At 55.7% G+C, this 21,889-nt stretch carries 20 protein-coding genes, 3 tRNA genes and 2 pseudogenes; 9 read left to right on the forward strand and 16 right to left on the reverse strand.

What is annotated here, in order from left to right:
* The first annotated feature begins 76 nt into the window (after positions 1-76).
* The 4 genes and pseudogenes from galT (at position 77) to gpmA (ending at position 4,202) form a co-directional block, all read left to right on the forward strand.
* Positions 77-1,120 (forward strand): galactose-1-phosphate uridylyltransferase, encoded by a 1,044-nt coding sequence (galT, locus tag Q3H59_RS14210; RefSeq protein ID WP_222233149.1) that lies wholly within the window; start codon positions 77-79, stop codon positions 1,118-1,120.
* A pseudogene (gene galK / locus Q3H59_RS14215) lies at positions 1,121-2,270 on the forward strand (galactokinase).
* Positions 2,264-3,299: pseudogene (galM, locus tag Q3H59_RS14220) on the forward strand (galactose-1-epimerase). Before galK ends, galM begins: the two co-directional pseudogenes overlap by 7 nt.
* A gap of 150 nt (positions 3,300-3,449) precedes the next feature.
* Positions 3,450-4,202 (forward strand): 2,3-diphosphoglycerate-dependent phosphoglycerate mutase, encoded by a 753-nt coding sequence (gene gpmA, locus Q3H59_RS14225; protein ID WP_008109047.1) that lies wholly within the window; start codon positions 3,450-3,452, stop codon positions 4,200-4,202.
* A 60-nt stretch (positions 4,203-4,262) separates the two neighbouring features.
* Here the strand turns inward: gpmA and aroG are convergent, their stop codons facing one another.
* Positions 4,263-5,315 (reverse strand): 3-deoxy-7-phosphoheptulonate synthase AroG, encoded by a 1,053-nt coding sequence (gene aroG / locus Q3H59_RS14230; protein ID WP_110865751.1) that lies wholly within the window; start codon positions 5,313-5,315, stop codon positions 4,263-4,265.
* Positions 5,316-5,614: 299 nt separating this feature from the next.
* Between aroG and Q3H59_RS14235 the strand changes: the two genes are divergently transcribed.
* The 4 genes from Q3H59_RS14235 (at position 5,615) to zitB (ending at position 10,661) form a co-directional block, all read left to right on the forward strand.
* Complete coding sequence (locus Q3H59_RS14235) at positions 5,615-5,971, forward strand: YbgS-like family protein (RefSeq protein ID WP_192236776.1); 357 nt, start codon at positions 5,615-5,617, stop codon at positions 5,969-5,971.
* A 103-nt stretch (positions 5,972-6,074) separates the two neighbouring features.
* The gene (locus tag Q3H59_RS14240; protein WP_110865750.1) at positions 6,075-6,659 is read left to right on the forward strand and encodes a response regulator transcription factor; all 585 of its coding nucleotides are present in this window, start codon (positions 6,075-6,077) and stop codon (positions 6,657-6,659) included.
* Complete coding sequence (locus Q3H59_RS14245; protein WP_309835472.1) at positions 6,641-9,727, forward strand: ATP-binding protein; 3,087 nt, start codon at positions 6,641-6,643, stop codon at positions 9,725-9,727. The genes Q3H59_RS14240 and Q3H59_RS14245 overlap by 19 nt, the downstream gene beginning before the upstream one ends.
* Complete coding sequence (zitB, locus tag Q3H59_RS14250; protein WP_309835473.1) at positions 9,696-10,661, forward strand: CDF family zinc transporter ZitB; 966 nt, start codon at positions 9,696-9,698, stop codon at positions 10,659-10,661. The genes Q3H59_RS14245 and zitB overlap by 32 nt, the downstream gene beginning before the upstream one ends.
* On the opposite strand, the gene pnuC is transcribed toward zitB, so the two are convergent.
* The 3 genes from pnuC to Q3H59_RS14265 form a co-directional block, all read right to left on the reverse strand.
* The gene (gene pnuC, locus Q3H59_RS14255) at positions 10,655-11,377 is read right to left on the reverse strand and encodes a nicotinamide riboside transporter PnuC (protein WP_110865748.1); all 723 of its coding nucleotides are present in this window, start codon (positions 11,375-11,377) and stop codon (positions 10,655-10,657) included. The genes zitB and pnuC overlap by 7 nt on opposite strands.
* Before the next feature lie 27 nt (positions 11,378-11,404).
* Positions 11,405-12,466, reverse strand: a complete 1,062-nt coding sequence (gene nadA / locus Q3H59_RS14260; RefSeq protein ID WP_101763203.1) for a quinolinate synthase NadA — start codon at positions 12,464-12,466, stop codon at positions 11,405-11,407.
* 135 nt (positions 12,467-12,601) lie between these two features.
* Positions 12,602-13,108 (reverse strand): methylated-DNA--[protein]-cysteine S-methyltransferase, encoded by a 507-nt coding sequence (locus Q3H59_RS14265; protein WP_110865747.1) that lies wholly within the window; start codon positions 13,106-13,108, stop codon positions 12,602-12,604.
* A gap of 158 nt (positions 13,109-13,266) precedes the next feature.
* Between Q3H59_RS14265 and Q3H59_RS14270 the strand changes: the two genes are divergently transcribed.
* Positions 13,267-14,733: an AlkA N-terminal domain-containing protein gene (locus tag Q3H59_RS14270; protein ID WP_309836714.1), complete on the forward strand. Its 1,467-nt coding sequence runs from the start codon at positions 13,267-13,269 to the stop codon at positions 14,731-14,733.
* Between the two features lie 440 nt (positions 14,734-15,173).
* Here Q3H59_RS14270 and Q3H59_RS14275 read toward each other — a convergent pair.
* The 12 genes from Q3H59_RS14275 to cydX all read right to left on the reverse strand — a co-directional run bounded on the left by Q3H59_RS14275 (position 15,174) and on the right by cydX (position 21,885).
* Positions 15,174-15,249 (reverse strand) — tRNA-Lys (locus tag Q3H59_RS14275).
* A gap of 27 nt (positions 15,250-15,276) precedes the next feature.
* Positions 15,277-15,352 (reverse strand) — tRNA-Lys (locus tag Q3H59_RS14280).
* A gap of 53 nt (positions 15,353-15,405) precedes the next feature.
* Positions 15,406-15,481, reverse strand: a tRNA-Lys gene (locus Q3H59_RS14285).
* Positions 15,482-15,647: 166 nt separating this feature from the next.
* Complete coding sequence (gene cpoB / locus Q3H59_RS14290; RefSeq protein ID WP_101763206.1) at positions 15,648-16,442, reverse strand: cell division protein CpoB; 795 nt, start codon at positions 16,440-16,442, stop codon at positions 15,648-15,650.
* A 9-nt stretch (positions 16,443-16,451) separates the two neighbouring features.
* Entirely contained in the window at positions 16,452-16,970 is a 519-nt protein-coding gene (gene pal / locus Q3H59_RS14295) for a peptidoglycan-associated lipoprotein Pal (RefSeq protein WP_101763207.1), read from the reverse strand.
* A gap of 64 nt (positions 16,971-17,034) precedes the next feature.
* Positions 17,035-18,330, reverse strand: coding sequence for a Tol-Pal system beta propeller repeat protein TolB (gene tolB, locus Q3H59_RS14300; RefSeq protein ID WP_101763208.1), 1,296 nt, complete (start codon positions 18,328-18,330; stop codon positions 17,035-17,037).
* A 116-nt stretch (positions 18,331-18,446) separates the two neighbouring features.
* Positions 18,447-19,724: a cell envelope integrity protein TolA gene (tolA, locus tag Q3H59_RS14305; RefSeq protein WP_309835479.1), complete on the reverse strand. Its 1,278-nt coding sequence runs from the start codon at positions 19,722-19,724 to the stop codon at positions 18,447-18,449.
* A gap of 26 nt (positions 19,725-19,750) precedes the next feature.
* Positions 19,751-20,179 (reverse strand): colicin uptake protein TolR, encoded by a 429-nt coding sequence (gene tolR, locus Q3H59_RS14310; RefSeq protein WP_008107389.1) that lies wholly within the window; start codon positions 20,177-20,179, stop codon positions 19,751-19,753.
* A 13-nt stretch (positions 20,180-20,192) separates the two neighbouring features.
* The gene (tolQ, locus tag Q3H59_RS14315) at positions 20,193-20,879 is read right to left on the reverse strand and encodes a Tol-Pal system protein TolQ (RefSeq protein WP_309835482.1); all 687 of its coding nucleotides are present in this window, start codon (positions 20,877-20,879) and stop codon (positions 20,193-20,195) included.
* Positions 20,876-21,280, reverse strand: coding sequence for a tol-pal system-associated acyl-CoA thioesterase (gene ybgC / locus Q3H59_RS14320; RefSeq protein ID WP_008107385.1), 405 nt, complete (start codon positions 21,278-21,280; stop codon positions 20,876-20,878). Before ybgC ends, tolQ begins: the two co-directional genes overlap by 4 nt.
* A 198-nt stretch (positions 21,281-21,478) precedes the next feature.
* Positions 21,479-21,772 (reverse strand): cyd operon protein YbgE, encoded by a 294-nt coding sequence (gene ybgE, locus Q3H59_RS14325; protein ID WP_192414186.1) that lies wholly within the window; start codon positions 21,770-21,772, stop codon positions 21,479-21,481.
* Complete coding sequence (gene cydX, locus Q3H59_RS14330; protein WP_007890642.1) at positions 21,772-21,885, reverse strand: cytochrome bd-I oxidase subunit CydX; 114 nt, start codon at positions 21,883-21,885, stop codon at positions 21,772-21,774. The genes ybgE and cydX overlap by 1 nt, the downstream gene beginning before the upstream one ends.
* Positions 21,886-21,889: the final 4 nt, after the last annotated feature.

The raw sequence follows: 21,889 nt of genomic DNA on the forward strand, positions 1-21,889 counted from the left end.
TCACGCTTTCACGCTGGTCTTTGTGCTACTTTGATCAAAATCATTTTTATCTGTTTGCTGTTTACCAGGACTCATCATGGAAAAATTTAACCCGGTCGATCACCCGCATCGCCGTTATAACCCATTGATCGATCAATGGGTGCTGGTCTCACCGCATCGCGCTAAGCGCCCGTGGCAAGGTGCGCAGGAAACCCCGGCACTGGAGCAACTGCCAGCGCACGATCCTGACTGCTTCCTTTGTGCTGGAAACACCCGCATTACCGGTGACAAAAACCCCAACTATAAAAGCACTTACGTGTTCACCAATGACTTTGCCGCGCTGATGACTAACACGCCAGACGCACCTCAAAGCGACGATCTGTTGATGCGCTGCGAAAGCGCGCGCGGTACCAGCCGGGTGATCTGCTTCTCGCCGGATCACAGCAAAACGCTGCCGGAACTGCCGCTGAGCGGGCTGGAAGATATCGTGCGGACCTGGCAGGAACAGACTGCCGATCTCGGCCAGCACTATCCTTGGGTGCAGGTGTTTGAAAACAAAGGCGCGGCGATGGGCTGCTCCAACCCGCATCCGCATGGCCAGATTTGGGCCAACAGCTTCCTGCCGAACGAAGCGCAGAAAGAAGATGACAACCAACGTCACTATTTTGCCGAGAAAGGCACGCCGCTGCTGGTCGATTACGCTGCGCGCGAGTTGAGCGATGGCAGCCGTACGGTGGTGGAAACCGAACACTGGCTGGCCGTGGTGCCGTGGTGGGCGGCGTGGCCGTTTGAAACCTTGCTGCTGCCGAAAGCCCATGTGAAACGCATCACCGATCTCTCCGAGCCGCAGCGCACCGATCTGGCGCTGGCGCTTAAGCAGCTCACCAGCCGCTACGACAACCTGTTCCAGTGCTCTTTCCCCTATTCGATGGGCTGGCACGGCGCGCCGTTCAACGGCGAAGCCAACGATCACTGGCAGCTGCACGCACACTTCTATCCGCCGCTGCTGCGTTCAGCCACGGTACGCAAATTTATGGTTGGCTATGAAATGCTGGCCGAAACCCAACGTGATTTAACGGCGGAACAGGCAGCTGAACGTCTGCGTTCTGTCAGCGATGTCCATTTCCGCGAGGCGCAATAAATGTCATTAAAATCCATTACTCAACAGGTTTTCGCTGACACTTTCGGCTATCAGGCGACACACAGCATTCAGGCGCCGGGCCGCGTCAATCTGATTGGCGAACACACCGACTACAACGATGGCTTTGTGCTGCCGTGCGCCATCGATTATCAAACCGTGATTGCCTGCGCCAAACGCGATGATCGCCAGGTGCGCGTGATTGCCGTCGATTACGACAATCAGCAGGACAGCTTCTCGCTGGATGCGCCGATTGAGCCGCTGAAAGAGCCAATGTGGGCCAACTACGTGCGCGGCGTGGTGAAAACATCTGCAGAAACGCGATGCCAGCTTTGGCGGCGTCGATATGGTGATCAGCGGCAACGTGCCACAAGGCGCGGGCCTGAGTTCTTCGGCGTCGCTGGAAGTGGCGGTAGGTACCGTATTCCAGCAGCTGTATGCATTAAACCTCGATGGCGCAGCGATTGCGGTGAACGGTCAGGAAGCGGAAAACCAGTTTGTCGGCTGCAACTGCGGCATCATGGATCAGCTGATCTCGGCGCTCGGTCAGCCGGATCACGCCATGCTGCTGGATTGTCGTACGCTCGGCACGCGCGCGGTATCAATGCCGGAAGATGTCGCGGTGGTGATCATCAACTCCAACTTCCGTCGTAGCCTGGTGGGCAGCGAATACAATACGCGTCGTGAACAGTGTGAAACTGGCGCACGCTTCTTCAATAAACCGGCGCTGCGCGATGTGACGCTGGAAGAGTTTGAAGCCTCTGCTGGTGAGCTGGATGCGTTGGTGGCAAAACGCGTGCGTCACGTGATTAGCGAAAATGCGCGCACGCTGGAAGCCGCCGATGCGTTAAGCGCGGGCGATCTGAAACGCATGGGCGAACTGATGGCCGAATCGCACGCCTCAATGCGTGACGATTTCGAAATCACCGTGCCGCAAATCGATCAGCTGGTTGAGATTGTGAAAGCAGAAATCGGCCCGCGCGGCGGCGTGCGTATGACCGGCGGCGGTTTCGGTGGCTGCATCGTGGCGCTGATGCCAACCGATCTGGTCGATGCGGTGAAAGCGGTGGTCGCTGAGAAGTATGAAGCGCAAACCGGCATCAAAGAGACCTTCTACGTGTGCAAAGCGTCCGCAGGAGCAGGCCAATGGTAAGTGATGTGAATTCACACGCGCCAGACGGGCAACCGTGGCGCATCACTGTGCTGCGCAATCGCAACGGCATGGTGGCTACTTTTATGGATTGGGGCGCGACCTGGCTGTCAGCGCGCGTGCCAATGTTGGACCACAGCGTGCGTGAAGCGCTGCTCGGCTGTGCCACGCCGTCCGATTATCTGCATCAGGATGCTTATCTTGGCGCGACGATTGGCCGCTACGCGAACCGCATCGCCTCGGCCGAACTGAAGCCGCTTAACCTGCTGCTGGCAGCGAATCAGGGCGCACATCAGCTGCACGGCGGGCCGGAAGGTTTCGATAAACGTCGCTGGCAGATTCTCAGTCAGAGCGAAAGCGAGGTGCACTATCGCCTCGATTCGCCCGATGGCGATCAGGGTTATCCCGGCAATGTGATCGCCAATGTCATCTATCAACTTGATGACGATAATTGCTTGTCGATTCGCTATGAAGCGCAAACCGACAAGCCTTGCCCGGTCAATCTCACCAACCATGCTTACTTTAATCTTGATGCGCATCATGGTGATGCGCGCCAGCATCGCTTACAACTGCACGCCGATCGTTACCTGCCGGTGGACAGCGAAGGCATTCCTAACGCGCCGCTGAAAGAGGTGGCGGGAAACAGTTTTGATTTCCCGCCAGCCGAAGCGCGTCGCCGATGAGTTCCTCGCCGATGACGATCAAAAAGCGGTGAAAGGCTATGACCACGCCTTTTTGCTTAACACCGCTGGCGACAGCAGCCAGCCCGCCGCCCATTTATGGTCTGCCGATGGCAAGCTGGAGCTGAGCGTGTTTACTGCCGCTCCGGCGCTGCAGTTCTACACCGGCAACTATCTGGCGGGAACACGCGCCCGTGAGCAGGACAGCTATACTGCTTTCCAGGGCATCGCTCTGGAGAGCGAATTTTTACCGGATTCGCCTAACCATGCAGAGTGGCCGCAGCCCGATTGCTGGCTGCAACCCGGCGACAGCTGGCAGTCCGTGACGCGTTATCGCTTCACGCCGCACTGAGCCACCGGATGAAAAACGCGCACTGCGCTGCCGACAGGCTTACGCCGTGCGTTGTTTTCCGCTATGGTATGGCGCTATTAGTGAGCCGCTTCTCAGTGGCCGCAGCCGGTTTCAATACTAATCGTAAATCGAGCATTAAGGAGTAAAGCTATGGCCGTAACTAAGCTGGTACTGGTGCGACACGGCGAAAGCCAGTGGAACCAGGAAAACCGCTTCACCGGATGGTACGACGTTGACCTGTCTGACAAAGGTCGCACTGAAGCCAAAGCAGCCGGTCAGCTGCTGAAGAAAGAAGGTTTCGTGTTTGATTTCGCTTACACCTCAGTGCTGAAGCGCGCTATTCACACCCTGTGGAATGTGCTGGATGAGTTGGATCAGGCTTGGCTGCCGGTTGAAAAAACCTGGCGTCTGAACGAGCGTCACTACGGTGCGCTGCAAGGTCTGGATAAAGCAGAAACCGCCGCTAAATACGGTGACGAGCAGGTGAAACAGTGGCGTCGTGGCTTTGCTATCACGCCACCCGAACTCGATCGCGCTGATGAGCGTTTCCCTGGCCACGATCCGCGTTACGCTTCACTGACTGACGCGCAGCTGCCAACCACCGAAAGCCTGGCGCTGACCATCGAACGCGTGATTCCTTACTGGAACGAAAGCATTCTGCCGCGCATTAAGAGCGGTGAGAAAGTGATCGTTGCTGCACACGGCAACTCACTGCGTGCGCTGGTTAAATACCTCGACAACCTGAGCGAAGACGAGATCCTCGAACTGAACATCCCAACTGGCGTGCCGTTGGTGTATGAGTTCGATGAGAACTTCAAGCCACTCAAACGTTACTATCTGGGTGATGCTGATGAGATTGCTGCGAAAGCCGCAGCCGTAGCAAACCAGGGTAAAGCGAAGTAAACGAACGCTGAAACGCAAAAAGGCCAGACGCAAGTCTGGCCTTTTTTATTGCCGAATGGCTTAGCTGCGGCGCTGTTTGACCGCCTGAGCCAGCTGACGCAACGCCTTCTCGGTGTCTTCCCAGCCGATACAGGCATCGGTCACGCTCTGGCCGTACACCAGCGGTTTGCCGCTTTCGAGGCTCTGATTACCTTCCACCAGATGACTCTCAATCATCACGCCAGTAATCGCCTGCTCACCACCGGCAATTTGCTGTGCCACGTCGTCGGCAACCACCATCTGACGCTGGAACTGCTTGCTGCTATTAGCATGGCTGAAGTCGATCATCACTTGCGGACGCAAGCCTGCTTTCTCCAGACCGGTTTTCACGGCCGCCACGTGTTCGGCGCTGTAGTTCGGCTCTTTGCCGCCGCGCAGGATGATGTGGCAGTCTTCGTTACCGCTGGTTTCGACAATCGCCGAGTGACCATATTTGGTGACTGACAGGAAGCAGTGTGGCGCGCTGGCCGCACCGATGGCGTCAATCGCCACTTTGATGGTGCCGTCGGTACCGTTTTTGAAGCCCACCGGGCAAGAGAGGCCGGAAGAGAGTTCGCGATGCACCTGCGATTCGGTGGTACGTGCACCAATCGCGCCCCAGCTCATCAGATCGGCCATATATTGTGGCGTGATCATATCGAGGAACTCACCGGCGGCTGGCAACCCGATATCGTTGATATCCACCAGCAGCTTGCGCGCCAGGCGCAGGCCGTCGTTGATCTGGAAGCTGCCATCCATAAACGGATCGTTGATCAGCCCTTTCCAGCCCACCGTGGTGCGCGGTTTTTCAAAGTAAACGCGCATCACCACTTCGAGATCGTCTTTCAGCTCATCACGCAGTGCCAGCAGGCGCGTCGCATACTCTTGCGCAGCCTGGGTATCGTGAATTGAGCACGGACCGATCACCACCAGCAGACGATCGTCTTCGCCATGAAGAATGCGGTGAATCGCCTGACGTGACTGCGCTACGGTTGCAGCCGCTTTATCGGTGGCGGGGAATTTTTCAAGCAAAGCAACAGGAGGCAGTAACTCTTTGATCTCTCTGATGCGTAAATCATCGTTCTGGTAATCCATACACAATTCCATTCAAATTTCTGGCCCAACGTCCGTCGGGCGCAACCCGCCCACTTTAGCCCTTCACGCGGTGGGTGTAAATTACGCACCGCGCTTAAAATGTACATCTCAAATTTGCATTTATATATCCATGCACTAAGCTTTTTAAATGTAAGCACTAAGGAATGATGTGTTTGCAAAATTAAATTTTTAAGTGAAGCGTATAAGGTGGATTTTATTCCATCGCGGCACGCTATTTTCGTCACTCAACACCAGCGGGTGTTAGACGGCAACTATCCATTAATTACTGGAGCATAATGATGAATAAGTTTGCAATGATCTTTCTGACAGCAGCGATGACCATGGGTAGCGGTGCTGTAATGGCTGCGGATAACAACAATGGTGCGGCCAACGCTTCAGCTGAAGCCGGTGCAGCAGCTGGCGGTGCAAAACAAAATCTGCCACCTAATAATGTTGATAACAGCAAAATTAACAGCGGTAGCACCAATACCAACAGCGCAGCAACGTCAGGCACTGACTCAAGCAATATGTCAGCCAACCAGGTGCACAAAAACAGCATGTGCAAAGACGGCAAATGCCCGGACATGAATAAAAAAGTCGACACTAAAGAGGGTGGCGGCCACGTGAAACATAAAACAGACGGTACTTCGCAATAAGTTTCCTTCTGTTTGATCAAGGGAGAGCTTCGGCTCTCCCTTTTATTTTGCCCCCCGCCCTTTTCCGCTATGCTGAAGCAATGAAATTCACAGGAACTATTTCATGGCTTCATTGCTGCTTATTGATGATCACCCGTTAGTTGCCGTCGCACTGGAAGCGGCTTGCGTTAACGCTCCTATCACGTTGAACATTCACGCCGCTGGCGACGAAGCGCAGGCGCGCCAACTGCTTCAACAACATCCCATCGATTTAATTGTGCTGGATATCGGTTTACCCGATTGCGACGGACTCGAACTGCTGCGCCGGTTGCGCATGCGTAATCAGCACTGCCCGGTGTTGATCTATTCCGCGCAGCAGAGCCGCCACACGCTGCTCAGCGCCGTGTCGCTTGGCGCTGCTGGTTACGTGGTGAAAAGCCAAAGCATGGCGCAACTGCTGAGCGCGATTCTGGCGGTGCTAGGCGGCCAGCAGGCTTTTCCGCCGCTGCCGGAACGTATCGAACTGCCGTTAACCGAGAAAGAGCAGCAGATTGTAGCGTTGCTGGTGCGCGGCCTCTCGAATCTGCAGATTGGCGAACAGCTGCATATCAGCAATAAAACCGTTAGCACCCACAAGAAGAACATCCTGGAGAAAACCGGCGTACAGTCGGTGGTTGAGCTGGCTGAGCTGTGGAAAGCGCAGCAGTGAGGATCTGTTTGCTGCTGTGTACGCTGCTGCTGAGTGTGATGGCGAAAGCCGATCTGCAACCCGCCAGCAGCGTGATGTTACCTGCGATGATGCCAGCCCCACACGCCGAGCCGTGGCCTGGCGCAACGTTGCGCGTCGCGGTGCCGGCACAAAACAGCGCACCCTGGGCGATGCGCATTGGCGATCACCTCTGGGGCATCGACGCCGACTATCTCAGCGCCCTAAGCCAGTTGACCGGTACGCATTTCACGCTGCAAAGCTATGCCGATCGCGCGCAGCAACTGGCAGCCTTGCAGCGCGGCGAGGTGGATTTGGTGTTGAGTAATCAACATGCCCAGCTCCCATCCGATGTGCTGCTCAGCGACAGCTGGTACAGCAGCCCGATTCGCATTTATCGTAACCGGGATAATCAGCGCGCGGTGATGTTCAATAGCGAAACCGCGCAGCTCACCATTGCCGAAGCTACGCTGGCGCAGTTGCCCACTGAATTTGTGCAGCAGCATCGCTGGCACACCTTGCCGGGCGATCTGCAGGCGCTGTATGCGCTGCTCAATCAGCAAAGCGATTATCTGGTCGCCGATGAAGCCAGCGCCGGTTTCTTGCTGGGCCAGCTGCAGCAAGGACAAATTTACCAAATCACTGCCGATCCTGGCGCGGGCGAATTAACGCTACGCGCAATGACGCGCAATGCCGCGCTGATCCACTGGCTTAACAGCCAGCTGCGTCTGCTGCCCGCCGAGTTCAGCAGTCGCGTCCAGCAGCGCTGGAGCCCGCCGCTGCTGCGTTATCAGGACACGCAAACCCTGATGCTGTCGGCCAGCGAAAAACAGTGGCTGGCGCAACATACTGAGATTCCGTATGCGGTTGAAGCGGATAACGCGCCCTGGAGCTATCGCGACAGCAGCGGCAACGCGCGCGGCTTCGGCATCGACATGCTGAACGCGCTTAGCCAAAGTACCGGCCTGCGTTTTACCCCGCGCTGGGTCAACAATCCGCAGCAGGCCGCCACGCTACTGCAGCAACAGCAGGTGATGCTCAACCTGTTGCAGCCGCTGTATGGCGACGATCCCGGCAGCAATACTTTGCCGGTATGGCGCGCCATTTGGGGCATTTACACGCTAGCCACGCATCAGCCAATGAACTGGCAATCGTTACAAGGCCAGCGCGTGGGCGTATTACGCGACGATCTCGCCATACGTTTGCTGCCGTCAGGTATTACGCCGCAGCCGTTCGACGATCGGACGCAGCTGTGGCAAGCGCTGAATAACGGTCAGATCGATGCGCTGGTAGATAACGTGCTTTCTGCCCGCTGGCGTATGGCGAGTCACGAAGATAATCGTGTGCATCTGGCGTTTGCTGCCAGCGATATCGCCTGGCCGCTGGCGCCGCAGGTCAGTGCTGAACAGCCTGAGCTGCGCGCCCTGCTCGACCATGCATTGCAGCAAATCCCGCCTGATACGCTCAACCAGATGCGCGTCAGCTGGTCACAGCCGCCGCAGCCCGGCACGACGATGGCGATGCGCAATATTCCGCTGATGATTTTGCTTGCGGCAGGCGTAATTATTCTGTTGCTGTTGGGCTTGCTGACGCGTCGTTACTGGCAGCAGCGCCGTGACCGATTGCAGCGTGAGCAGGCCGAACGCGCCAATGCCGCCAAAAGCCAGTTTCTTGCCACTGCCAGCCACGAACTGCGCACGCCGATGCAGGCGATACTCGGTTTGCTGGAGCTGGAACAGCAGCAGCATCCGAGTGAACGGCTGGCGCTGATGCACAGCAGCGCGCGGTCGCTGATGGCGCTATTGAACGACTTGCAGGATCACGCGCGTATTGAGAGCCAGAGCTTCCGTCTGGCGCCGCGTCCGCTCAATCTGACGCTCTGGCTGCAGCAACAGCAGCAGTTTTATCATCCCTTAATGCGCGATGCCGGGCCGAACCTGATTGCCGAAGCCCTGACGCCGCTGCCTGCCAGCGTGTTGCTGGATGGCGATCGCCTGCAGCAGGTAGTGAATAATCTGGTGGCCAACGCCCTTAAGTTTACCCGCGAAGGCGAAGTGCGCCTGTCGCTGGCGGTCAGTGAGCACATCCAGCTTACGGTCACCGACACCGGAAGCGGCATCCCGCTTAACGAGCAGGCAAAACTGTTTGAGCCGTGGTATCAGGCGCCGTCCGGCAAAAGCCATGCGGTGCAAGGCAGCGGCTTAGGTTTGTTTATCTGTCGCGAGATTGTGCAACGAATGGGCGGTACGCTAACGCTCACTTCAGCACCGGGCAGCGGCACCACGGTCAGCGTGCAGTTGCCATTAGTGGTGAGCGAAGAGCCGTTAACCGAGCGCACAGCCAGCTGGCCTGTTTACCCGCAGCTGCGCGTGGCGATTGTGGACGATCACCCGACCAATCTTTTGGTGATGCAGCAGCAGCTGGCGATGTTTGGCGTTGAGGCGCAGGTATTTGAAGAGGGCCGAGCGCTGCTGCGCGCCGATGCTCAGCGCGCCTTCGATATTCTGTTTATCGACCAGATGATGCCGCGCCCGGATGGTTTAACGCTGCTGCGTATTCTGCGCCGTCGTCAGCGCCAGCGCGGCAGCACCTCGCTGCGCGTGCTCTGCTCTGCAGATGTTCAGTTGCTGAAAATCGCCTTGCTGGATGACGAAGCTCTGCTGCTCAAACCCATTGAACTCGATCATCTGGCACCGCTGCTGGCGCGCGCAGTAAAAGATCCATTGGATGTCTTGCCAAACAGCTTACTGATTCTGGCGCAGGATAATCAGGCATTTATTCCGCGCATCTGTCAAACCTTGCAGCGCACGCTGCAACAGGATCGGGATTTGCTGTTGAACGCGCGCGATACACAAAATTGGACGGCGCTGGAACAGGCTGCACACCGCATGAAGGGCAGCTGGTTGATGCTGGGCATTGATGAGGTAGCCGAGCGCTGTCAGCAGTTGATTGAGCAGGTTAAACAGCAGCAGTTGCCGCTTGATGATCTCAATTTACTGATATCATTAACAAACAGGTTACTTAAACAACTGGATAATTATGGCACACACGCATTCTCACGGGACCGCTAACGGCAACCACAAACGACTGGCCGCGGCGTTTGGCGTAACGGCGCTGTTTATGGTGGCCGAAGTGATCGGCGGGCTGGTTTCTGGCTCGCTGGCGCTGCTGGCCGATGCCGGACATATGTTGACCGATGCCGCCGCGCTGCTGATGGCGTTACTCGCGGTGCAGTTTGCTCAGCGCAAGCCTAACGCGCGCCATACCTTCGGCTTGCTGCGTCTCACCACCTTAGCGGCGTTCGTCAACGCCATTGCGCTATTGGTGATTACGGTGCTGATTGTCTGGGAAGCGCTGCGTCGCTTCTATGAACCCCAGCCGATTGCCGGCGGATTGATGCTCGGCATCGCCATTGCCGGTTTGCTGGCCAATCTGCTGTCGTTCTGGCTGCTGCATCGCGGCAGCGAAGAGAAGAATCTCAACGTACGTGCGGCGGCATTGCATGTGCTGGGCGATTTGCTGGGTTCGGTCGGTGCGATTGTCGCGGCGGTGATCATCATGCTGACCGGCTGGACGCCAATCGACCCGATTTTGTCGCTGCTGGTGTCATTGCTGGTGGTACGTAGCGCCTGGTCGCTATTGCGCGAGAGCCTGCATGAGTTGCTGGAAGGTGCGCCGGGCCATATCAACGCGGATAAACTGACACGTGAGCTGACGCGCAATATCGATGAAGTACGTAACGTGCATCACGTTCATTTGTGGCAAGTGGGTGAAAAACCGGTGCTGACGCTGCATGTGCAGGTGATTCCGCCATACGATCATGACGGCCTGCTTAAGCGCATTCACCACTATTTGCATGAGCACTATCAGATTGCCCACGCCACGGTGCAGATGGAATATCAGCCGTGCAGCGGGCCGGACTGCGAGTTGTGTTTAGATAATAGCGCCGCGCAGCACGATCACCACGATCATGCTGCGCTGGAAGGTCACGCTCATCATCACTGATGGGACAGCGCGCGCGAGCCATGTTCGCGTGCGCTTTGCATCCACAGGCGCGAACCGTTAAGCGCAATCAGCGTCAGAATCGCGTACTCCAGTGACATGGCATATACGCCCTGACGCGCAAAGATCATCACGCTGATAACGTTGATCACCACCCAAAGCAGCCAGTTCTCAACGTACTTACGCGTCATCAAAATCATCGCCACAATCGACAGCACCATCATGCACGAATCCCAGAACGGGAACGCGTCAGGCTGCAGTTGCGGCATCGCCACGTTGAGCCCCAGACTTTGCATGATGCCGACCGCTGTTTTGGTCAGGAAGGCAAAGACCGGATCGATGTACACCGTCATCAGCGCAATCGCCACCACGCACGCCGCGCCCCAGCCCAATGCTTTCGGCAGCGGCAGCCAGCGAATTCTCAGCTCCGTTTCGTTGTTAGAGGTTTGCCGACTCCACGCGTACCAGCCGTAAACGTTGGCGACGAAGAAGAACAGTTGCAGCAACAAGCTGGCGTAGAGCTGAATCTGGAAGAAAATCACCGCGAACAGCGTGACGTTTATCAGCCCGAAAAAGTAGTTGATGATTTTCTCAAGACTGGCGAGCCAGATGCACAGCAGGCCCGCAAGGGTGCCAACGGCTTCGATCCATGAGAGATCGTAGCCGCCAACGCCGAGCGGAATGTGAACCAGAATATTTTGCGTGCTAAAGAAGTCCATATAAGGTGCCTGTGTAACGGGAGCCCGTCATGCATTCCCTTTGATTTTAAGTTTGAGATCTGCAGCAAAGGATAGCATGCGGTTGAGCGGTAGCAACGCGGCCTCACGCAACGCGCTATCCACATGGATCTCATGCGCGCTGCCGCCACGCTCCAGTCCTTCGGCAATCGCTTTCAGGCCGTTCATCGCCATCCAAGGACAGTGCGCACAGCTGCGGCAGGTGGCGCCCTCGCCTGCGGTGGGCGCTTCCAGCAACTCTTTGTTCGGCACCGCCTGCTGCATTTTGTAGAAGATGCCGCGATCGGTGGCGACGATCATCTGCGGATGCGGCAAACTTTGCGCCGCCTGAATCAGCTGACTGGTGGATCCCACCGCATCAGCCAGATCGACAATCGCCTGCGGTGATTCAGGATGCACCAGCACAGCCGCATGCGGATAGAGCGCCTTCATGCGTTGCAAAGCCTGTGTTTTGAATTCGTCATGCACAATACAGGCGCCCTGCCAGCACAGCACATCCGCGCCGGATTTTTGCGTGACGTAGCGGCCGAGATGGCGATCCGGTGCCCAGATGATTTTCTCGCCGAGGCTGTCGAGATGCTCAATCAGCTCAACCGCGATGCTCGAGGTGACGACCCAATCCGCACGCGCTTTAACCGCCGCCGAGGTGTTGGCATACACCACCACCGTGCGATCGGGATGCTGATCGCAGAAGCGGTTAAATTCTTCAATTGGGCAACCGAGATCGAGCGAGCATTCCGCCTGCAAGGTGGGCATCAGCACGGTTTTTTCCGGGCTAAGGATTTTTGCGGTTTCACCCATAAAACGCACGCCCGCCACCAGCAAGGTTTTAGCGGGATGAGTACTGCCGAAACGGGCCATTTCCAGTGAGTCCGATACGCAGCCGCCGGTCTCTTCCGCCAGCGCCTGAATTTCGGGATCGGTGTAGTAATGCGCCACCATCACCGCATCGCGTTCTTTCAGCAAGCGTTTGATTTTGTTTTTATAATGGGCTTTTTCATCGTCGCTGAGACGTGCCGGTTTCGGCGGGAAAGGATAGATCGCGCTTTCAGGATCGAACATCAGGCTCATGACACGGCTCTCGTTTTCTCAATTTAACAAAATTGCCTGTTACGGCAATGATGCGGCATAAAAACCGCTATCGTGTTTTATATGCTAAACACGATAGCGGAATTGCGCGAGAGTGTCGTCTCTTTTTTGCGCGCTCTACAGCAACAATGCGCTGCTCAACGTTTTCTGCGGACTTTCCAGCTCCAGCAGGAAGGCTTTAACGGTGAGCCCACCTGCAAAACCGGTAAGTTTGCCGTTGCTGCCAATCACGCGATGGCACGGCGCCATAATCGACAGCGGATTTTTACCGTTCGCTGCGCCCACGGCGCGCACCGCTTTCGGATTGCCGATCTGCTCGGCGATTTGCTGGTAGCTGCGCGTTTCACCAAACGGGATGGTGAGCAGTGCCTGCCACACTTTTTTCTGGAACTCGGTGCCGACGGTGTCGTACGGCATATCAAACTGCTGACGCTCACCGGCGAAATATTCGCGCAGCTGGCGTTCGGCCTCACACAGAATCGGATGCTGATCGTTACGGCTGATCGGCTTCAGCGGCACGCGCTGCGCCCCTTCGTTTTCCCACAGAATCGCCGACAATCCTTTATCGGTGGCAACAAGCGTGAGCTCGCCAACGGGCGTCGCGATGATTTTGGCATGATACATGGTGCACCTCCGGCATATTCTCTGCTGGCGATTATCGCATTTCCGCCGCAGGAAACTGGCTGTTTTCGGTCATCAGCATAAACTGGTTAGCTGTCCGAAAGCAGCGAGTTTTCCTGTTCAGCTTGCGCGACCATGCCGTTTATTTGCCGGAGACGATGATGTTTGATGCTGAAATTGCGTACCAGGCGCTGACGTCGCGCGATAGCCGCTTCGACGGGCTGTTTTTTGTTGGCGTGACATCCACCGGCATCTATTGCCGCCCTATTTGTCCGGTGAAAGCGCCGATGCAGAAGAACTGCCTGTTTTTTAGTAGCGCAGAGGCCGCCGAGAAAGCGCACTTCCGTCCGTGTTTACGCTGCCGTCCGGAACTGGCGCCCGGCTCTGCGCCGGTGGATAGCCATCACCGCATTGCCGATCGTTTAATTCGCCGCATCGAAGAGGGCTTGCTGGAAGAGCAGGAGACGCTGGCAGACATCGCTAGCGAGTTTGCCCTCAGTGAACGTCAATTGCGTCGCGTGGTGCAGCAGGAGCTCGGCGTATCGCCTTTAGAGCTGCGTCAGACACGTCGTATGCTGCTAGCCAAGCAACTTCTGACAGAAACCTCTTTGCCAGTCACGGAAATTGCTTACGCCAGCGGCTTCCGCAGTTTGAGGCGCTTTAACGATGTGTTCCAGGCGCGCTATCGCATGACGCCCTCCCGCCTGCGCAAGCAGAATCAACCCGACGCCGTGAAAACCACGCAGGAGAGCGCCGAACTGCGCCTGAGTTATCGGCCGCCTTACGATTGGGATGCGATGCTCGATTTCCTGCAACAGCGCGTGATGAAGGAAGTGGAATGGGTGAACGAGGGCATGTATCACCGCACCGTGGCGCTGGGCAACTGTCGCGGCTGGGTGCGCGTGAGCCATGTTGCGGGTAAACAGTCGCTGAAGGTGCAATTCACAACGTCGCTGACGCCAGTGCTGCCCGCTTTGCTGCGTCGTCTGCGCGATCTATTTGATTTGGATGCGCAGCCACAGCGCATAGCTGAGCATCTAAGCCACGATCCGCTTTTAGCCGAGAGCTTATCGCGCTTTCCCGGCTTACGCGTTCCTGGTGCGTTTGACGGCTTTGAGTTGGGTGTGCGCGCGATACTCGGGCAGCAGGTTACCGTGAAAGCCGCAACCACGCTAAGCAGCCGAATGGCACAGCGCTTTGGTGAACCGCTGGTAACGCCGTGGTCAGAACTTTCGCGTTTGCCGCCAAATGCGGAGTCGCTAGCGGCGGCGAGCATCGATGATATTGCCAGCCTGGGAATCGTCAGTGCGCGTTCACATGCCATTCAGGCGTTGGCGCAGGCCTGTGCTTCCGGCGCATTACGCTTTAACGGTGCGGTGAATCCAGACGTGGTTCAGCAGCAGTTACTGGCGCTAAAAGGCATTGGGCCGTGGACGGCAAGTTATATCGCCATGCGCGCGCTGCGCTGGCCTGATGCGTTTCCCAAAGAGGATATTGCGATTCGTAATAATCTCGGCGGCGTGAGTGCCAAAGTGGCGGAGCAGATATCGCAGGTTTGGCGGCCGTGGCGCAGCTATGCGGTGCTGCATATCTGGAAAAGTCTGACGCCGGTTAAGTTTAAAAAATAGATTTAGCTTAAAAGCTTGCCAACCAGCCGGAAGGACCGGGCGGTTCCGTAAAGTCGCCGTGGATACATCCCTGTAGGCTCTGCCGGCGCATCCATGCGCCGGAAGCTTTACTCCACCGCCCGGTCCTTTCGTCTTCGTTCAGTATGCGTGTGATTATTTCAAGCAACGACAAAGCATAAGGGCCAGAAAAGGCGGGAGCAGGAGGAGCGAAGCGTCCGAGCCATGGACAAAAACGCCGGGAGCGTTTTTGCACAACGCGAAGCGTTGCCCGCTTGCGGGCGAGCCTCATGGATGAGGCGAGGACTTGCGAGGCCGATCCACAGGGATGTGAGGTTTCTTCGCGATCCGCCCCGCCTTATCTGGCCGGTGCACCATCTCAAAGCAAATCCACCTAGCGTAGAAAAGCAAAAAGGCGCCTTTAGGGCGCCTTTCTACATAACTGGTGGGTCGTGCAGGATTCGAACCTGCGACCAATTGATTAAAAGTCAACTGCTCTACCAACTGAGCTAACGACCCGCTGTGGGGCTTACAACCTTTACTTGATGGTGGGTCGTGCAGGATTCGAACCTGCGACCAATTGATTAAAAGTCAACTGCTCTACCAACTGAGCTAACGACCCATCAAGGTTGTGAAGCTTACTGAAGAAATCATCTCTCTTACAACGGGTTGAGATGGTGGGTCGTGCAGGATTCGAACCTGCGACCAATTGATTAAAAGTCAACTGCTCTACCAACTGAGCTAACGACCCATCTTCAGTGCTGCCGATACTTGTTAAGATATGTCCCGGCAACGGCGGCATATATTACTGATTTAGCGGGAGGGCGCAACCCTTATTTTCCACTAAATGTCTCAATTGCTTACCTTTCATGCTGTAAGACCAGAAATCACACGAAATCCGGTCTTTTAGGCACAAATTACAACCCGGCAAGGCGTTTTTGCGCCTGCTTAGCAGAATCACTATTTGGGAATTGTTTGATCACTTGCTGGAAGACAGCCTTGGCTTTCGCCGTGTCGTTCTTCTCCTGCATGATCACACCAACCTTAAACAGCGCTTCCGGGGCTTTAGGCGATTTCGCGTAATTTTTTACCACAGTGGCAAAGTAATAGGCCGAATCGTCTTTTTTACCCTTGTTGTAATACAGCTGACCCAGCCAGTAATTGGCATTCGGCTGATAGGTAGAATCAGGATATTTCTTCACCCAAGCCTGCAGGGCAGTAATCGCCTGATCGTACTGCTTCTTCTCCAGAATCAGCGCAACCGCAGCATTGTAGTCCGTGTTGGCATCGCCGGTTTGCGCTGGCGCGGCCGAACTGGCGCTGCTACCGCTATCCGCAGAAGCCGCAGCGCCCGCTGCAGCGGCATCAGCACCACCGCTCGCCTGCGCACCATTACTGCCGGAGCTAAGGCTGTCGATTTGCTGATAGAGCTGCTTCTGGCGCTCAATCACCTGATTAAGCTGATAGCTGTTTTGCTGGATTTGCCCGCGCAGCGAATCGATATCGCTTTGGTTGTCGCTCATCTGCTGCTGCAATTGCTGCAAAAGCTGAGCCTGGGCATTAGAGATACGTTCAAGAGTGGTGACACGGTCTTCGACCGAGCCTGAGCCAACGCTACTGATTGACGCCTGGGCATTAGCGGCCCCCAAAGGAGCCGCTAAACCAACCAGTAACGACAGACTCAACAGATGAAGTCTGAAGTTACTCATCATGATATTTTCTTAGTAAACCAGTACGGCACGACGGTTTTTAGCGTAAGCCGCTTCGTCATGACCCAGTACAGCTGGTTTTTCTTTACCGTAAGAAACGATAGACATCTGGTCAGCAGAAACGCCTTTGCCTTGCAGATACATCTTGACGGCGCTTGCACGACGCTCGCCCAGGGCGATGTTGTATTCTGGGGTACCGCGCTCATCCGCATGACCTTCGATGGTCACTTTGTAAGATGGGTTGCCACGCAGGAATGCAGCGTGCTGATCCAGCATCTGAGCGTAGTCAGAAGCCACGTCATATTTGTCCAGACCGAAGTAAACGATGTTGTTCTGCTGCAGCTGCTGCATCTGCAGGCGCGCTTGCTCATCAGAAGACATGTTACCGCCGTTCTGACCAGCACCGTAAGCACCGTCGTTAGCGCCCATGCCAGTCTGATCGTTGTTGTTGTTTTTGTGTGAGCTACATGCAGCTACTGCGATAACCGGCAGAGCCAGCATCAAACCCTTCAGCACTTTGTTCAGTTGCATTTCTTTATCCTATTATTTTGTTTGCCATACATTTTAATCCCCCGCCGTGCAGGGGACCTATGCATCACAGATACGGCGACCAGGCAGGGAATTTGACCTGTCCATCAGTTGCCGGAAGACGCGCTTTGAAACGCCCGTCGGTTGAAACCAATTGCAACACGGAACCCATCCCCTGAGTAGAGCTATAGATTACCATTGTGCCGTTTGGCGCCAGACTCGGCGTTTCATCCAGGAACGTGTCCGTTATTGTTTGAACGGCTCCCGTTACCAGATCCTGTTTGGCGACGTGCTGAGCGCCACCGGCGCTGCTGATCATCACCATAGTTTTGCCGTCGGTTGACACATCCGCATCCTGGTTTTGCGCACCTTCCCAGGTAATACGTTGTGGCGCACCGCCGTTGATACCAACTTTATAAATCTGGGGCGCACCGGCCTGATCCGAGGTGTAAGCCAGTGTCTGGCTGTCCGGGAACCACGTTGGTTCAGTGCTGTTGTAGCGACCATCGGTCACCTGACGCGTCTGACCAGAAGCCAGATCCATCACATACAGGTTCAGGCTACCGGTTTTCGACAGCGCGAAGGCCAGTTTAGAACCGTCTGGTGAGAAGGCTGGCGCACCGTTATGACGCGGATAAGAAGCCACCTGACGGATTGCACCGTTAGACAGCGTCTGAACCACCAGCGCAGATTTGCCGCTTTCGAAGGTCACGTAAGCCACTTTGCTGCCATCTGGCGACCAGGCCGGAGACATTAATGGCTGCGGTGAACGGTGAACCACAAACTGGTTGTAGCCATCGTAATCCGACACGCGCAACTCATACGGGAACTGACCGCCATTGGTCTGCACCACATAGGCAATGCGGGTACGGAATGCGCCTTTGATGCCGGTCAGCTTTTCGAACACTTCGTCACTGGCGGTGTGCGCTGCGTAACGCAGCCACTGCTTAGTCACTTTATAAGAGTTCTGCGCCAGCACGGTGCCTGGCGCGCCGCCGGTGTCCACCAGCTGATAGGCAACTTGATAGCTGCCGTCAGCGTTAGGCGTTACCTGACCAACTACGACCGCATCAATACCCAATGCGCTCCATGCGGCAGGTTGAACTTCCTGCGCGCTGGCTGGCTGTTGTGGCAGACGAGAACGATCGAGCGGATTAAATTTACCGCTGTTACGTAAGTCAGCAGAGACGATCCCGCCGATGTCTTCTGGTGCCGCGCCTGGGCCAGCCCACTGGAACGGAACCACACCAATAGGACGTGCGGTGTTAACGCCCTGCGTAATTTCAATACGGACTTCTGCATGAAGCATTGCTGCCCACAGCAGTACAAAAAAACCTAAGGTTACACGAAGTGCCTGCTTCATTTTTTCTCCCTTACCTGAACCAGAGGTTCATGATAATTCGCACAGTTCCTGAAAAACACGAGTACTCATAGAGTATGGCAAGCTAACCTTAGTTCAACCTGCCGTACGTTACTGCATTATTCTGGTTTGAAACGCATCGGTGCGTTTTTAAACACTTCATACACCGCCTGCGAAGGCGGCTTCGGAATCCGCGCCTGCTTCGCGGCAGCAATTGCCGCTTGACACAAGGCGGGGTCGCCACCTTCCGATTTAACGTCAATCAGCAAACCATCCGGTGCCAGTTTAATACGCAGGTTACACTCTTTACCTTTGTACAAATCTGCATCGTAGAAACGGCTCTGAATCGCCCCGACCACTTGCCCCAGATAATTATTGATATCTGCGCCTGACGCGCCCGCTTTCTTCTGATTGCCCTGCCCTGCAGCGCCACCCGATGCGGTGCCGCTTTTCGGTGCATTCTTACCAGAAGACAAACCACCTAACAGGTCATCAACCGCATTTTCGTTCTTCGCAGCTTCAGCGGCGGCTTTTTTGGCATCCGCAGCCGCTTTCGCTTTTGCATCCGCTTTGGCCTTAGCAGCCGCATCGGCCTTGGCTTTCGCCTCGGCAGCAGCCTTCTCTTTGGCTTCTGCTGCGGCTTTTTCCTTCGCCTCAGCAGCCGCCTGCTCTTTAGCCTCTTTGGCTTCCTGAGCCGCTTTCGCCTTGGCATCGGCAGCAGCCTGCGCTTTGGCTTCAGCATCCGCTTTGGCTTTCGATTCTGCGGCCGCTTTTGCCTGCTGCGCCGCTTTCTCTTTCGCTGCTTCAGCGGCAGCGGCTTTCGCCTGCTCTTCTGCTTTCTTCTTCGCGTCAGCCGCGGCTTGCTTGGCTTCTTCTACCGCTTTGGCTTTGGCGTCAGCCGCTGCTTTTGCCTGCGCATCAGCTTCCGCTTTGGCATCAGCCTTGGCTTTCGCTGCGGCGGCTTCAGCAGTTTTCTGCTGTTCCTGGGCTTGCTTAGCGGCGGCTTGAGCGGCTTTCTGCTGCTCGGCCTGCTGCTTCGCCTGCTCTTTGGCTTCCTGCTGGGCCTGCAAGCGCTCTTTTTCCATCTCTTTCAGGCGCTGCTGCTCGGCAGCTTGTTTCTGCTGTAACTCTTCGGCCTGCTGCTGCGACTGCTTCTGACGCTGCTGCTCGGCGCGCTGACTGTCTCGTTGCTGATTCTGCTGGCGGTTATACTGCTCAACCACGGCGCCGGAATCGACCATCACTGCGTCAATATCACTGCCACCGCCACCGCCGCTGGATTCGATTTTTTCGTTAAACGAGCTCCAAATCAGTAGGGCGATCAGCACGATGTGCAGAATCACCGAAACGATTATCGCGCGCTTTAACTTGTCGTTCTGCTCGGTTGCCTTCGACACACTCGGTTCCCAAAAAACGGTTCGCTTTAAATCGGCTGCGTCATCAAACCGACAGATTTCACGCCTGCCTGATGTAACAGGTTCAGCGCCTTGATGATTTCGTCGTAAGGGACGTCTTTCGCACCGCCGATCAGGAAGACCGTTTTCGGATTGGCTTCAATCCGGCGCTGCGCTTCGCTCACCACCTGCTCCGGCGGCAACTGCGTCATACGATCGTGATCCACCACCAGGCTGTACTGGCCAACACCAGACACTTCAACAATCACCGGTGGATTATCATCAGTTGAGACGGTTTTTGAATCTGTCGCATCCGGCAGATCCACTTCCACACTCTGGGTAATAATCGGCGCGGTTGCCATAAAGATGAGCAGCAACACCAACAGCACGTCCAGCAGTGGAACAATGTTGATTTCCGACTTAAGGTCGCGTTTACCGCGACCACGGGTTCTGGCCATCGTAAACCTCGACTTACTTCGTGTTGTCGGTGGAGAAAGCCTGACGATGCAGGATAGCCGTGAACTCTTCCATGAAGTTATCGTAGCCCTGTTCCAGCTTGTTAACGCGCTGGTTCAGACGGTTGTACGCCATAACGGCAGGAATGGCCGCAAACAGACCGATTGCGGTCGCGATCAACGCTTCGGCAATACCCGGTGCAACCATCTGCAGCGTGGCCTGTTTTACCGCACCGAGGGCGATAAAGGCGTGCATGATCCCCCACACCGTACCAAACAGACCGATATACGGACTGATGGAGCCAACGGTGCCAAGGAAAGGAATGTGAGTTTCCAGCGTTTCCAGTTCACGATTGAAGGAGATGCGCATCGCACGGCTCGCGCCCTCAACAACCGCTTCTGGCGCATGGTTGTTAGCACGATGCAAACGCGCAAACTCTTTGAAACCCGAATAGAAAATTTGCTCAGATCCGCTCAGTTCATCGCGGCGTCCCTGGCTTTCCTGATACAGGCGTGACAGCTCGATACCCGACCAGAACTTATCTTCAAACGCTTCGGCTTCGCGCCCCGCCGCATTCAAAATGCGCGTCCGCTGAATAATGATCGCCCATGAGGCAATAGAAAAGCCGATCAAAATCAACATGATAAGTTTGACCAGAAAGCTCGCCTTCAGGAACAAATCAAGAACATTCATGTCAGTCACTGCTTGAACTCCGCGACAATAGACTTGGGAAGCGCAATTGGCTTCATTAGATGTGGGTTGATGCAGGCAATCAGGACTTCTGCTTCATTTAGCACTTTGCCTTCTGCATTCACGATACGCTGCGAGAACGTCATCGTTGCACGCGTCATTGAGGTCACTTCTGTTTGAATTTCCAAAAGATCGTCCAGACGTGCAGCCGCAACAAAATCGATCGTCATGCGTCGTACCACAAAAGCCACCTGCTCTTCCAACAGGACCTGCTGATTGAAATGGTGCTGGCGCAACATTTCGGTACGTGCTCGTTCATAGAAAGCAAGATAACTGGCGTGGTAAACCACACCACCGGCATCGGTGTCTTCGTAATAGACACGAACCGGCCAGCGAAACAGCGTTGTACTCACTCTACATCCCGGTCTCATTTTAAACGTTGCTACTATACGCAAGAGAGATCGGCTTGGGAATGGTCCGCTGACGCCGCGAGAAAATAATTATCACAGGTTAACAACTGGAAGGATTTATAGGATGTTTCTTGACCGGACGCTGACAAAACCTCACGTCAGCGTCTGAAATTGCGGCGTTTTTAAGTCCTGAGCCTGGACTTAATAGTAGAACCAGAAAATTCCTGCTACTAAAACTATCATCGCGGGCAACGGCGAGAAGAGCGCTTGCCAGCGCAGGCGCTGAGGGCGAAATCCAGTGCCGTGAATCACGCCGGTACAAACGGCCCAAATCAGCAGCATTCCATGCCATATCGCTAAATCACTGGTACGCGCGGCAAAGCGTGAAGGCTGCCAAATGACACAGCCCGCCAGCCACAGCGCGAGGATTAGCGAAAGGGCCCGAAGCGGGCCCTTGTCCATCAGACGATAAAGCGTCTGAATCAGTGCGCGCATCAGACTTGCTCGTCCTTCGCGCTGCTCTCTTCAACGTGCTCCAGCGCCAGCGCCGTAATCACACCGAACGCACAGGCCAGCAAGGTGCCAAGAATCCAGGCAAAATACCACATGCTC

Source organism: Pantoea sp. SORGH_AS_0659, from assembly GCF_031453915.1.
In the GTDB taxonomy this organism is placed as follows: domain Bacteria; phylum Pseudomonadota; class Gammaproteobacteria; order Enterobacterales; family Enterobacteriaceae; genus Pantoea; species Pantoea leporis.

What these genes read in the sequence shown, in the direction of transcription:
- pnuC (WP_110865748.1), bottom strand. Translation starts at nt 11,377, where the DNA reads ATGGACTTCTTTAGCACGCAAAATATTCTGGTTCACATTCCGCTCGGC.
- tolB (WP_101763208.1), bottom strand. Translation starts at nt 18,330, where the DNA reads ATGAAGCAGGCACTTCGTGTAACCTTAGGTTTTTTTGTACTGCTGTGG.
- galT (WP_222233149.1), top strand. Translation starts at nt 77, where the DNA reads ATGGAAAAATTTAACCCGGTCGATCACCCGCATCGCCGTTATAACCCA.
- cydX (WP_007890642.1), bottom strand. Translation starts at nt 21,885, where the DNA reads ATGTGGTATTTTGCCTGGATTCTTGGCACCTTGCTGGCCTGTGCGTTC.
- tolR (WP_008107389.1), bottom strand. Translation starts at nt 20,179, where the DNA reads ATGGCCAGAACCCGTGGTCGCGGTAAACGCGACCTTAAGTCGGAAATC.
- Q3H59_RS14235 (WP_192236776.1), top strand. Translation starts at nt 5,615, where the DNA reads ATGAATAAGTTTGCAATGATCTTTCTGACAGCAGCGATGACCATGGGT.
- pal (WP_101763207.1), bottom strand. Translation starts at nt 16,970, where the DNA reads ATGCAACTGAACAAAGTGCTGAAGGGTTTGATGCTGGCTCTGCCGGTT.
- nadA (WP_101763203.1), bottom strand. Translation starts at nt 12,466, where the DNA reads ATGAGCCTGATGTTCGATCCTGAAAGCGCGATCTATCCTTTCCCGCCG.
- Q3H59_RS14270 (WP_309836714.1), top strand. Translation starts at nt 13,267, where the DNA reads ATGTTTGATGCTGAAATTGCGTACCAGGCGCTGACGTCGCGCGATAGC.
- gpmA (WP_008109047.1), top strand. Translation starts at nt 3,450, where the DNA reads ATGGCCGTAACTAAGCTGGTACTGGTGCGACACGGCGAAAGCCAGTGG.
- Q3H59_RS14265 (WP_110865747.1), bottom strand. Translation starts at nt 13,108, where the DNA reads ATGTATCATGCCAAAATCATCGCGACGCCCGTTGGCGAGCTCACGCTT.
- aroG (WP_110865751.1), bottom strand. Translation starts at nt 5,315, where the DNA reads ATGGATTACCAGAACGATGATTTACGCATCAGAGAGATCAAAGAGTTA.
- Q3H59_RS14240 (WP_110865750.1), top strand. Translation starts at nt 6,075, where the DNA reads ATGGCTTCATTGCTGCTTATTGATGATCACCCGTTAGTTGCCGTCGCA.
- zitB (WP_309835473.1), top strand. Translation starts at nt 9,696, where the DNA reads ATGGCACACACGCATTCTCACGGGACCGCTAACGGCAACCACAAACGA.
- ybgE (WP_192414186.1), bottom strand. Translation starts at nt 21,772, where the DNA reads ATGCGCGCACTGATTCAGACGCTTTATCGTCTGATGGACAAGGGCCCG.
- cpoB (WP_101763206.1), bottom strand. Translation starts at nt 16,442, where the DNA reads ATGATGAGTAACTTCAGACTTCATCTGTTGAGTCTGTCGTTACTGGTT.